The following is a 12,316-nucleotide window of genomic DNA, read 5'->3' as shown; positions in this document are numbered from 1 at the left end:
AACGAGTAAGGCGCACGTGTCGTGCGCCCTTGTTCAATAGGTGCGGATCAAACCAACGAGCCGCCCTTGCACCTTGACCTGTCCCACGGGGAAAACACGTGTCTCGTAGGCTGGATTGGCCGCTTCAAGCGCAATCGTATCACCCTTGCGCATATAGCGCTTCAACGTTGCCTCGTGGTCTTCGACAAGCGCCACGACGATGTCGCCGTTGTCCGCCGTTGATGTTTCGCGAATGACCACGACATCGCCGTCATTGATGCCTGCATCGATCATCGAGTCGCCCTTGACCTCAAGCGCATAGTGATCGCCTTGTCCCGAAAGCATCTGTCCGGGCACAGCCACGGAGTGCGAGACCTCTGATATTGCAGAGATTGGCACCCCGGCGGCAATCCGGCCCATAACAGGCAAATTTATCGCGTCTGCGGTCTCAACAGGACGGGCAGCAGCCGGGGGCGGCGCGTCAGGTTTGTCGCCATCGATGACCCGGGGCTGGAAGCCGCTCGGGGCACCGCCCAGACTTTCAGGCAGCCGCACAACTTCGATGGCACGGGCGCGGTGGGCGAGGCGGCGAATGAAGCCGCGTTCCTCAAGCGCCGTGATCAGGCGGTGGATGCCCGACTTGGACCGCAGGTCCAACGCCTCTTTCATCTCGTCAAAGCTGGGGGGAACCCCGTCGCGCTGCACCCGTTTATGAATGAATTCGAGCAGATCCAGCTGCTTCTTTGTCAACACTGTTCGTCCTCCAAGCCCATTTTGTTTGGGTTTGTTCTACGGACGTTCCCCTTTTGTGTCAACGGGTCAGGTCAAATCAACCACATCCACCAGATCACCGGCGTTACGGGGCGGATCATTTGGCGCGCGCACGATAAGGGCATTTGCGTTGGCCAGCACACTTAACAATGAACTGTCCTGCAGCCCGGCATCTTCTACGGCACCATTCCGGACCCGCCCGCGCATGTAATGCTCGCGTGGGCCATTTGCGCTAAGCGGCGCAGAGAGCGGCATCAGTTGACGTGTGGCGGGAGCCCGGCCCAACCCTTGCATTGCGCGGATCATCGGAGCCAGAAAAATTGTGCCGCACACCATGGCGGACACGGGATTTCCCGGAAGGCCAATCATGGGCGTGCCGTGCAACCGTCCCGCCATCAGTGGTTTGCCCGGGCGCATCGCGACCTTGTAGAAACTGCGCTCCATACCCAACTCGCCCGCAACATGGCCAACAAGGTCATGGTCACCGACCGAAGCACCACCAATGGTGACGATCAGATCCGCGCCTTTTGCCAGGCTGAACACGGTTGTCAGGGACGCGGCGCTGTCACGCGCGATGGGCAAGAGGCGGGGCACAGCCCCAAGCCGCCGCAGCATTGCAGACAGGCCAAACGTGTTCGATGCGATAATCTGATCCGGGCCGGGGTCTTCGCCCGGCATGACCAACTCGTCACCCGTCGCGATCAGCGCCACGACCGGTCCGCGTCGCACAGGAACCTGTGGCACGTTCATCGACGCCAAAAGGGCAATGTCAGCCGGGGCGAGGATGCGGGGCGCGTCGAGCGTATCCCCTTCGGCAAAGTCGATGCCAGCGGGACGGATGTTGTCTTTTGTGCCGGGATCATCCGTGATCGTGATCAGATCGCCGCTGCGTGTGACGTCTTCCTGGATGACAACCTTATCCGCTCCATCGGGCACTGGCGCGCCAGTAAAGATGCGCACGGCTTGACCGGCGCCGACGGTCCCGTTCCATCCATGTCCAGCGGCGGCTTCACCCACCACTTTGAACTGCGCGTGCAAATCTGCCTCGACCGCCTTGAGCGCGTAGCCATCCATTGAAGATGCGGCAAAGGGCGGCTGGGTGCGCTGCGAAGCGACGGGTTCAGCCAGCACCCGACCATCCGCTTCAAGAAGGGGCACATGTTCGGTCGGCATTTCGTCCGCAAGGTCGAACAGGTTTTCCAGCGCTTGGGTGACGGTGATCATGTCGCCTCGTAGCGCCCAGACTTCCCGCCATCTTTCAGAACGACGCGCAGACCGCCGATCTCCATGCCTTTGTCGACGGCCTTGGCCATGTCGTAGACCGTGAGAGCGGCGGTGGAGGCGGCGGTCAGCGCTTCCATCTCGACACCGGTTTGGCCGGTTGTCTTCACAGTGGCCGTGATACGTAGCCCAGGCAGGGCGGCGTCAGGGGTCAGATCAACGGACACTTTGGTTATGGGCAGCGGATGGCACAGCGGGATCAGGTCAGCAGTGCGCTTGGCCCCCATGATCCCGGCCAGACGTGCAACCCCGATGACATCACCCTTTTTTGCGCGTCCTTCGGTAATGATATCAAAGGTTTCCGGCTTCATCTTCACCCATGTTTCAGCCACGGCGATGCGGTCAGTGACATCCTTGTTAGACACATCGACCATGTGGGCCGCACCCTGATCGTCGAAATGCGTAAGTGCCATTACATCCCCCCTCCGGCGGTGAGCGGGTTGGCGAGCAAGGTTCGCGTGGCAGCGGCCACGTCGTCCTGCCGCATCAGGCTTTCCCCAATCAGGAAGGTTCGGGCGCCGTACATGGCAAGATCAGCAAGGTCGGCCGGTGTGTTTAGCCCGCTTTCGGCAACGATGGTTCGATCTGCCGGCACCTGTTTCGACAGGGTGCGGGTGGTGTCCAGAGACACCTCAAATGTCTTGAGGTTGCGGTTGTTGATGCCCATGAGCGGGCTTTTCAGAGCCGCAGCGCGCTCAAGCTCTTCCGCGTCGTGCACTTCCAGCAGCACGTCCATGCCCCATTCCATCGCCGCTTCTTCCAGCTCGTGGGCCTGTGCATCACTGACTGACGCCATGATGATCAGGATGCAATCGGCCCCAAGTGCGCGCGCTTCGGCCACCTGATAGGTGTCGTACATGAAATCCTTGCGCAAAGCGGGCAGGGCGCAGGCGTTGCGGGCTTGTGTCAGGAACTCTTTGGCGCCCTGAAAACTTGGGGTATCCGTCAGGACCGATAGGCATGTGGCGCCGCCGTCTTCGTAGGCTTTCGCGAGCTCCGCCGGATCAAAATCCGCCCTGATCAACCCTTTGGATGGGCTGGCTTTCTTGATCTCGGCAATCAAGCCATAGGCTTCCCTGTTCGCAACCTGCAGGGCCTTCGCAAACGGACGTACAGGGGATGCCTCGCGCGCTTCCGCTTCCACGGCTTCGAGCGGTTTGGACGCCTTGTCGGCCGCCACTTCCTCAAGTTTGTAGGCTTTGATTTTGTCGAGGATCGTATCGGTCATCTGGCGCGCTTTTTGTCTGACGGTGGGGGCGAGGGGCAGTCTCTCGTGCTCTCCGGAGTTTATCTGGCTGGGTGAATGAGCATCAACCCGCTTGCGTGATCTTTGCGACCATATTGATCTTGTCGCGTGCGGCGCCGCTGTCGATGCTTTCCGCGGCGCGTGCGGCCCCTTCCTTCAAGTCCGTGACTGTGCCGGCAACTTTGAGTGCGGCTGCGGAATTCAGAAGTACGGCATCACGATAGGCGCCGGGTGCGCCGTCCAGCAGGGCCGAGAACGATTTGGCATTCTCTTCGGGTGTGCCGCCAACGATCGCCTCGAACGGATGGGTGGGCAGGCCAGCTTCTTCTGGGTGCACTTCAAAATCAGTGACTGTGCCATCGGACAGGCCGGACACCCAGGACACGCCTGTGATCGTCAGTTCATCCGTGCCATCCGAACCGTGCACCAGCCATGCAGCTTCGGAACCAAGCTGACCGAGTGTTTCGGCCATGGGGCGGATCAGGTCGCGCGAAAATGCGCCGGTCAGTTGCCGTTTGACACCCGCGGGATTTGTAAGCGGGCCGAGGATATTGAAGATTGTGCGCGTGCCAAGTTCTGCTCTCGTCGGCATCACATGGGCGATGGCGGGGTGATGCATGGGGGCCATCATAAAGCCAATGCCAGCACCCTTGATGGCTTTTTCGACCACATCGGGGCCGACCATCACGTTGATTCCCATCTGGGTCAGCGCATCCGCCGCCCCGGACTTCGAACTGAGGTTGCGGTTGCCGTGTTTGGCGACCGTCACGCCTGCGCCTGCCACGACGAATGCGGTGGCTGTCGAGATATTCAGCGTGCCCTTGCCGTCCCCACCTGTGCCAACGATGTCCATAGCGCCCTCAGGCGCTTTGACCGGGTTGCACTTGGCGCGCATCACGGCGGCGGCGGCGGCGTATTCGTCGACCGTTTCGCCACGTGTACGCAGGGCCATCAGCAATCCGCCAATTTGGCTGGGCGTTGCTTCGCCGTCAAAGAGAATCTGGAAAGCTGCTTCGGCCTGATCGCGTGTCAGGGGACCGTTTGCCGCTGCATCAATGAGCGGTTTTAGTGCGTCACTCATGCGGCCACCGGCATCAGATCCAGGAAGTTCTGGAGCATGGCGTGCCCATGTTCCGAGCGGATCGATTCCGGATGGAATTGCACGCCGTGGATCGGCAATTCCTTGTGGGCAAGGCCCATGATCGTGCCGTCTTCGAGCGCGCCGGTGATTTCCAGCTCATCCGGCAGGCTGTCCCGGTCGACGATCAGCGAATGGTAACGGGTTGCTTCGAACGGGCTGGGCAACCCTTTGAACACCGAGCGATTGTCATGGTGCATGGTGCCCATCTTGCCATGAACGATCTCGTCCGCGCGCACGACCTTGCCGCCAAAGGCTTGCCCGATGGTCTGGTGACCAAGGCATACACCCATAAGGGGGGTGCGTGTTTCAGCAGCGGCTGCGGTGAGTGCAAGACAGATACCGGCCTGATCCGGCGTCGCGGGACCAGGTGACAGAAGGATGCCTTCGGGCTTGAGTGCCATCGCTTCTTGCACATTCAGGGCGTCATTGCGGTAGACATGAACATCCGCCCCCAACGATCCCAAATAATGGACGAGGTTGTAGGTAAAACTGTCGTAATTGTCGATCAGCAGAAGCATGGGCGTATTCGATGTTCCAAGGGCGGGCGTTGGCCGGTATAGTTGCGCCATACATGTTCAGGCTTGCCCGCCAGCGTCAAGAGGCGGGGGGTGTTCGAACAGGCACGAAGAGCAGGCTGTGGCACATCGCAAAGCGAGGTCACAGCGGGACAGGCAAAGAGGTCAGATATGGCACGGGGTTTTCTGAGCGGCATTTTTTGGGGTGGCGTGGTGAGCGTTGCAGGCGCGGCGGCCTTGTCTATTGCCAGTGACGGCCCGACGGCGCCAGATGCAGTCGTGCGCGCACCGCAGGGTGTTGACGCACCTCAGGAAGGCACAGGCGAGACGCCGCAGACCCGTGGCGATGCCGATCTGGTCATGGATGGTGACGCGCCACAAATCGACAGTCCGGAGGCCGATGACCTGACTGCCGCAGAAGCGGCGGGTGCCGATACACCATCTGTACCACAGACCGGTCAGGCAGAAGGGCTGGCTGATCCTGCCGAGGTTGGTGAAGGTGCAACTGTCGCAATCGACACGGATGCACCGGTGCAGCCCAGCCCACAGGGCGAAGCGCCACAAGCGCCTGTGGGTGAGACGGAATTGTCCATTTCGACAGACCCCGCGCAACCGCCTGCACCGCAGGTTCCGGATGCGCCAAGCGCATTCGCTGAAGACGCGCCAACAACGCCTGACGGCACGGACGCGCCAACCGCCGAAGCTGCGGCGCCCGATGCGCCAGATGCTGCCCCGGCTCCGGACGTTCCCGAGCGGGTCGATACACCAGCTGATCCAGAAACAGCACCTGAACGGTCTGCCGCACTTCCCTCGGCGCTGGATCCAGAGACTGATATTGCACGACCCACGATTGGGCGCCCTGCCACGTCCCTGGTCGATCGCGCTCCCAGTGCGGAGGAGCCGCTTGCAGAGACGGACGAGGTGGCAAATGGTGCAGCGGCAGATGGGCCTCCGATCCAGATTTATGCTGCGCCTTTCGAGAACCCTGAAGACAAGCCCTTGATGTCCATTGTCTTGATTGATGAGGGCGCAGATCTGACTGGCGGCAGCGTTGGCCTCGCTGCTTTGCAGAGTTTTCCCTATCCGCTGACATTCGCGGTGAAGGCGTCGCTGCCCGATGCAGCGGAGCGGGCCGCCGAGTACCGCGGACAGGGGTTCGAGGTTGCGGCGCTTTTGGATCTGCCTGCGGGTGCAACGGCCTCTGATACCGAGGTGACGCTTTCGGCGGCCATAGATGCCGTGCCGGAAGCTGTTGCAGTGATGGAAGGGACAGGCACAGGTCTGCAAGAAACACGCGACGCGTCTGACCAGGTGGCTGCGGCTGTTTTGGCATCCGGTCACGGATTGATCCTGCAATCCAAAGGGTTGAATACGGCGCAAAAGCTGGCCGCGCGCGACGGTGTGCCGACAGGCCTCGTGTTCCGCGACTTCGACAGCGCGGGTCAGACACCCACGGTCATCCGGCGCTTTTTGGATCAAGCGGCGTTCCGCGCGGGGCAAGAAGGCGGTGTGATCATGGTGGGGCGGGTGCGGCCGGACACAATCTCGGCCCTGTTGTTGTGGGGCTTGCAAGACAGGGCAGAGCGTGTGGCGCTTGCGCCAGTGTCATCTGTCCTGCAGTTGCTTGCCGAACAACCGCAATAGCGCTCAGATAATCTCATCCTCGTCAAAGAGTGGGTCGGTTTCCAATTGGGCCGTCATCGCTCCGACCGTGTCTTCGTCTGCCGTGGGGCTGATCTCGGCCAGATGAAACACGGCGTCTCCCTCGTTCACGACGGGCAGAACGGCGCGCCCGATGAGTATACCGGACGACGGGGCAATGAGTTCGGTTTCCGTTGACCCTGCTGGGTCAGAAATGGCCGCCAGAACCTCGTTTTCCTCCACCACGTCGCCCTCGGCCCGGAAGGTGCGCAGCAGACCACCGGAGGGCGCGCGCAACCACGTAGAGCCATTGCAGGCCAAAGATGGTGTCCGTGGGTGTGCAATGCCCTTGGCGGCCAACATGTCCTGGTCGCGCATGACGCGGAGGATGCCCGCAACACCTACGCGCACAGAAAACTCATCAAAGCGCAGGCCTTCACCTGCTTCATAAAGCAAGACGGGTGTCCCGCGCTCGGCCGCCTCGCCACGCAATGACCTCTGGCGCAGGGACGACGTCAGAATGACAGGCGCACCAAAGCTGCGCGCCATTTTCGCGGTGATCGGGTCGCCAGGCGTGATGCGGATTTGCGGCAGATTGGTGCGATGAACGGCTGCTGAATGCAGGTCGATGCCGAAATCGCAGCGCAGAACCACATCATTCAGAAAGATGTGGGCCAAGCGCGATCCAAGGGATCCGCTCGCACTGCCGGGAAAACAACGGTTCAGGTCGCGGCGGTCTGGCAGATAGCGGGATCGCGCCAGAAAGCCGAATGCATTTACGATCGGAACAACCAGCAGAGTCCCCTGCAATTTGTCGAGCTGCGATGTGCGGAGCAGACGGCGTACAATTTCTACCCCGATCACCTCATCCCCATGTACAGCGGCGCTGACGAACATGGTTGGGCCTGGGCGTTTGCCGTGCAAAACCTCGACCCGAAGGGAAACCGGCGTGTGATCCGGCAAATCCGAAACGGGCAGGGCTACCGATGCGCGGCTGCCTGCTGCAACACTTGTGCCGCCCAGCTCGAACGCGTCACGCGGCATCAGCTCTGACCCATTGCCACGCGAGTCTGTGCGTCACTGATTGCCGCCGCCAAAGCGCGCGGCGTCCGCAGCCGCCCGCCGAATGGCACCAGACTTGTGCACTGTTTCCATGAATTCGGCCTCGGGATCGCTGTCATAGACAACGCCGCCGCCAGCTTGGATGTAGAGCTTCTGGTCCTGAACAACGGCCGTGCGCAAGGCGATGCACATATCCATGTCGCCGCCCGCACTGAAATAGCCGACACCGCCGCCATAAACCCCGCGCTTTTCCGGTTCCAGCTCGTCAATGATCTCCATCGCCCGCACCTTGGGCGCGCCAGACACGGTGCCAGCAGGCATCCCGGCAAAGAACGCATCAAGCGCGTCTTTGCCCTGGGCCAGTTCGCCCACGACGTTCGACACGATGTGCATCACGTGGCTGTAGCGTTCGACGATGAATTCCTCGGTGGGGCGCACGGTGCCAATCTTGGCCACGCGGCCCACGTCGTTGCGGCCGAGGTCCAGTAGCATGAGGTGCTCTGCCAGCTCTTTCTTGTCGGCAAGCAGATCGGCTTCCAGTTCCTTGTCCTTTTCAGGTGTGTCCCCGCGGGGACGGGTGCCTGCAATCGGGCGGATCGTGACCTCGTTGCCGAACACACGGACTAGGATTTCGGGGCTTGCGCCGACGACCTGAAACCCACCGAAGTTGAAGTAAAACATGAAGGGCGACGGGTTCGTGCGCCGCAGCGACCGGTAGAGTGCGAAGGGAGGCTCCCGGAACTCTTGCGTCCAGCGCTGCGCCGGTACGACCTGGAAGATGTCGCCCGCCTTGATGTAGTCGCGCGCCTTTTCCACTGCGGCCTTGTAGCCGTCCTTGGTGAAATTCGATACCGGTTCGGCTTGCGGGCTTGCGTCCCCCAGATCACGGGTTTCGACCGGCATTGCGCGTTCAAGATCGCGGACCGCGTCCATCACCCGTTCCGCCGCCTGTGCATAGGCAGCGCGGGCCGATTGGCCGTCACTGACCCATGCGGGGGACACGACGGTTACCTCGCCTTTGACGCCATCCAGCACGGCGACGACGGATGGGCGCAGCATCAGTGCGTCGGGCAATCCCAGCGGATCGGGGTTCACATCGGGCAGACGTTCAACCAGCCGGATCATGTCGTAGCCCAGGTAGCCAAACAGACCAGCCGCGGCCTGAGGCAGATCGTCGGGCAGATCGATGCGGCTTTCTTCGATAAGGGCGCGCAGTGCATCAAGCGGATTGCCATCGAGTGGTTCAAAGGCGTCAGTGTCGTAGCGTGCCATCCGGTTTATAGCGGATGCCTCGCCATCGCAGCGCCAGATCAGGTCCGGTTTCATCCCGATGATCGAATATCGCCCGCGCACCTCACCGCCGGTGACGGACTCAAGTACAAAGGCATCTTTCTGAGCACCCGTTAGCTTCAGCATGAGAGACACAGGTGTGTCCAGATCTGCCGCCAGCCGGGTGTAAACCACTTGGTTCTGGCCCTCCGCATAGGCTGCGGCAAAGCTGTCGAAATCGGGAACCAGTGCCATCAGGGGAAGTTCACGTGCACGGCGTCCAGTGCCTGCTGGTTGATTTGCGTTCCCGCGCGCAGCACAACGTCTTCACCAAAGATGTTGAAGATTTCACCGGCGAGGAGCTGGCCCATCTCGGCGCTGAGCGCTTCGGTTTCCGCCTGCACTTCCGGTGTGTCAGTGGTTTCGTTGATTGCGTCGAGGCGAACAACCAGCACCGCGCCATAGCCGGGGATGATGCGAACGTCGCCGGGCTCCATCTCGAACACTGCGGGCATGAACGCGGGCGGCGTGCCCTGCACAAACGCGCTGCGATCCAGATCGGTTTCAACGATGGAGTCCAAGGATTGGCTGGCAAAGCTTTCGCCTGCTTCCAGTGCAGGCAGCAGCGCTTCGGCCGTTTCGGTCAGCCTGTTTTCGGTCTGCTCAGCTTCCCAGTTGCCCTGCACGTTCAGCTTCGCTTCTTCAAACGGGGCGGGGCGTGGCGGCAGTAGGTCGTCCATCCGCATGGCGACGATACCGCCATCGTCCAGTTGGACGATTTCTGGAAAGTCGTCTTGGGTCAGTTCGACTGCGGCGTCGCGGAAGCCATCATAGGCTGCAATTCCGTCGCCCATGACCGAGAACCAATCGATGGTGCCCAGCTGCATGTCGGTTTCCGCATCCAATTCTTCGAGCGTGGCACCTCCGGCCAACAGATTGTCGAACTCTTCGGCCAGAACGGCGACCTGCCGGCGTGCGGCGTCCAGCGCCAGTTCCTGGCGCAGTTGCGGCTCGGCATCCTCAAAGCTGGTGGTCTGAGCAGGCAGGACCCCGTTCACACGGAACAGCGCCGGGCCAAGCGATGACGGAAGGGGTCCAACGACATCTCCGACCTCGGCATTGAAAACAGCTTCACCCGCTGCGTCCAGTTGAAGCCGGTTCACGTCGCCCATGTCGACATCAGCCAATTCCAACCCGCGTTCCGTCACCAGTGCTTCGAACGTGGTGCCGTCCACCTCGAGCTGCGCCGCCGCGCGTTCAGCTGCATCTGCATCAAGATAGACGAGACGTTCAACGAGGCGCCGCTCGGGCTGGTTGTATTGATCCGCCCGCGCGTCGTATTCGGCGCGCAGCGTGCTTTCCTCAACCTCCATGGAGTCCAGGATCATGTCGGGCAGCAGTGCTGCATAGGTGATGCGCTTAGTTTCGGGCAGTTCGTAGTCGTCAAGGTTGTCGTCGTAATACGCGCGCAACACCTCGTCCGAGGGTGCGGGCAGTGCCGTTTCAAGGTCGGCCTGACCCAGACGCACCCATGTGAAGTCGCGGGTTTCACCAAGGAAGGACACCAGCGTGCGGGCATATGTTTCAGGCATGCTGACACCCGAAACGATGGCACCTTGCAGGATTGAGCGGGACACTTCCTCGCGCAGTTGATTTTCGAACTCCGACTCGCTGGTGCCTTGCTGATCCAAGGTGAAGCGATAGGCGTCGCGGTCAAACGAACCATCAAGGCCACGGAACGCTGGAATGTTCAGGATTTCATCTCGGATCGTTTCGTCACCCACGCTCAGGCCCATTTCACCTGCTTCGTGGTCCAGCGCACGGGCGCGGACCAGACGGGCCAGAACGGCCTGGTCCAGTCCAATGGCTTGTGCACGGGCAAAGGTCAGTGGGCTGCCCGTCTGTTGCCCAACCGCCTGCATTTCGCGCTGCAGCGTATTGGCGTAGGTTTGCACATCGATGTGCCTGTCGCCGACCTTGCCCACGGTGCGGATCGTACCGCCCAGACCATCAAGGCCGAAGCCGAGGCTGAGACCGACGAATAAAAGGCCCAGAAGGATCCAAACGGCGATTTTCGAGATGGATGTTTTGCTCTTGGCCATGTGCGCCTTCTAACGGGTGTCGTTGCGGTTGAGGATGTCTAACGGCACTGCCTGAGACGGGCAAGAGCGCGTGGGATTCAAAGGGTCAGGGCTGACAGCCTTGTGTACAGGTCATTTATGCCGCTGGCGTCGAGATTGGCGAATGCAATGCGCAATTGTTGGCGTCCCTCGACGGCATCGTCGGGCCAGAACATTGTACCGGGCAAGCATAGGATGCCCGCCTCCTGCACCAATTTCGGGGCAAGCTCGGCCGACGACATATCGAACGGGTGCTTCATGTAGGCGAAATAGGCGCCCAACCCCATAAGCTCCCAACCTTTGTCCGCCAACACAGGAAACCCATCGGTAATGGCCTTGCGACGAACAAGGATTTCGTTCCGTTCTCCGGCGACCCAATTGCCAAGGTTCTCAAGCCCCCAAAGGGCAGCGTATTGCCCGATCTGGCCGGGACAGATGGCGACCGTATCAAGGAACTTCTCGGCCTCGGCCAAACGCGCAGGGGACGCGACCAATGCGCCGACCCGGTGACCGGTCAATCGGTATGTCTTGGAGAACGAATAGAGATGGATGAACGTCTCATCCCAGCCATCCTGCTGGAAAAGGGTATGGGGCGCGCCGCTGCGGCTGTCAAAGTCGCGATAGGTTTCGTCGACGATTAGGGCAATGCCGCGCGCCTTTGCCAATTCGAAGAAATCCAGCATGAGGTTGTCGGGGTATTCGACACCTGCCGGATTGTTCGGCGTGACCAGTGCGATGGCGCGTGTCCGGTCTGTGATCAAAGCCTCTGCTGCGGCGACATCCGGCAACATACCGTTCCCGACAGGCAGCGGCACGGAGGCAACCCCGCTCATGTCCAACCACATTTTGTGATTGAAATACCATGGGGTTGGCAGGATAACTTCATTCCCTTCCTCGCACAGCGTTGCGATTGTCGCGGCGAAGGCTTGATTGCAGCCGGAGGTGATGGCGATGTTTTCTGTCGTCGTGCGCGCGTCATAGTGCCGGATGATCTGGTCAGACAATCCGGCGCGCAGGGCCGTCATGCCTAGAACCGGACCGTAGAGATGCGCGTCGTCCTTGGTGAGAGCCGCATCGGCCATGGCTTGGCGCAGGGCATCCGGTGGAGGATCGACCGGAGCGGCCTGGCTCACGTTGATCAGCGGACGGTTTTCAGGGAAATTGACGCCTTCAATCCAGCGCCGCGCCTCCATCACCGGAGGAGCGAATGTGGATGCGGTGCGCGTCAGGGTCATGAGGTCGCTCGTTTTGAAAGCACCGGAGTCTCCGGCGGTAGTTATCTGGCAAGATG

General features: G+C 61.0%; 11 protein-coding genes. 1 reads left to right on the top strand and 10 read right to left on the bottom strand.

Features of this window, described 5'->3' with window-relative positions; all coding sequences use genetic code 11:
• Positions 1–33: 33 nt before the first annotated feature.
• From lexA to AC53L6_RS10555, 6 genes are all read right to left on the bottom strand, one after another.
• A complete protein-coding gene (gene lexA / locus AC53L6_RS10580) occupies positions 34–732 on the bottom strand; it encodes a transcriptional repressor LexA (protein WP_299200288.1) in 699 nt (232 codons plus the stop codon).
• A gap of 66 nt (positions 733–798) precedes the next feature.
• Positions 799–1,974 carry a molybdopterin molybdotransferase MoeA gene (locus AC53L6_RS10575; protein WP_496907813.1) on the bottom strand — a complete coding sequence of 392 codons (1,176 nt, stop codon included), beginning with the start codon at positions 1,972–1,974 and terminating at the stop codon, positions 799–801.
• Positions 1,971–2,444, bottom strand: coding sequence for a cyclic pyranopterin monophosphate synthase MoaC (moaC, locus tag AC53L6_RS10570; protein ID WP_496907812.1), 474 nt, complete (start codon positions 2,442–2,444; stop codon positions 1,971–1,973). Before moaC ends, AC53L6_RS10575 begins: the two co-directional genes overlap by 4 nt.
• Entirely contained in the window at positions 2,444–3,259 is an 816-nt protein-coding gene (gene trpC, locus AC53L6_RS10565) for an indole-3-glycerol phosphate synthase TrpC (protein WP_496907811.1), read from the bottom strand. Before trpC ends, moaC begins: the two co-directional genes overlap by 1 nt.
• 82 nt (positions 3,260–3,341) lie before the next feature.
• The gene (gene trpD, locus AC53L6_RS10560) at positions 3,342–4,358 is read right to left on the bottom strand and encodes an anthranilate phosphoribosyltransferase (RefSeq protein WP_496907810.1); all 1,017 of its coding nucleotides are present in this window, start codon (positions 4,356–4,358) and stop codon (positions 3,342–3,344) included.
• Complete coding sequence (locus AC53L6_RS10555; RefSeq protein ID WP_299597223.1) at positions 4,355–4,936, bottom strand: anthranilate synthase component II; 582 nt, start codon at positions 4,934–4,936, stop codon at positions 4,355–4,357. Before AC53L6_RS10555 ends, trpD begins: the two co-directional genes overlap by 4 nt.
• Positions 4,937–5,104: 168 nt before the next feature.
• On the opposite strand from AC53L6_RS10555, the gene AC53L6_RS10550 reads away from it, so the two are divergent.
• Entirely contained in the window at positions 5,105–6,577 is a 1,473-nt protein-coding gene (locus tag AC53L6_RS10550) for a divergent polysaccharide deacetylase family protein (protein ID WP_496907809.1), read from the top strand.
• Between the two features lie 3 nt (positions 6,578–6,580).
• On the opposite strand, the gene AC53L6_RS10545 is transcribed toward AC53L6_RS10550, so the two are convergent.
• From AC53L6_RS10545 to AC53L6_RS10530, 4 genes are all read right to left on the bottom strand, one after another.
• Positions 6,581–7,618 carry a succinylglutamate desuccinylase/aspartoacylase family protein gene (locus tag AC53L6_RS10545; RefSeq protein ID WP_496907808.1) on the bottom strand — a complete coding sequence of 346 codons (1,038 nt, stop codon included), beginning with the start codon at positions 7,616–7,618 and terminating at the stop codon, positions 6,581–6,583.
• A 33-nt stretch (positions 7,619–7,651) separates the two neighbouring features.
• On the bottom strand, positions 7,652–9,160 hold the full coding sequence (gene trpE / locus AC53L6_RS10540) for an anthranilate synthase component I (protein ID WP_496907807.1): 1,509 nt from the start codon (positions 9,158–9,160) through the stop codon (positions 7,652–7,654).
• Positions 9,160–11,007 (bottom strand): peptidyl-prolyl cis-trans isomerase, encoded by a 1,848-nt coding sequence (locus tag AC53L6_RS10535; RefSeq protein WP_496907806.1) that lies wholly within the window; start codon positions 11,005–11,007, stop codon positions 9,160–9,162. Before AC53L6_RS10535 ends, trpE begins: the two co-directional genes overlap by 1 nt.
• 77 nt (positions 11,008–11,084) lie before the next feature.
• On the bottom strand, positions 11,085–12,260 hold the full coding sequence (locus AC53L6_RS10530) for an aminotransferase (protein WP_496907805.1): 1,176 nt from the start codon (positions 12,258–12,260) through the stop codon (positions 11,085–11,087).
• Positions 12,261–12,316: the final 56 nt, after the last annotated feature.

The sequence above is a fragment of the Tateyamaria sp. LSS28 genome (assembly GCF_059611725.1).
This window is presented reverse-complemented; position numbering and strand designations above follow the sequence as displayed.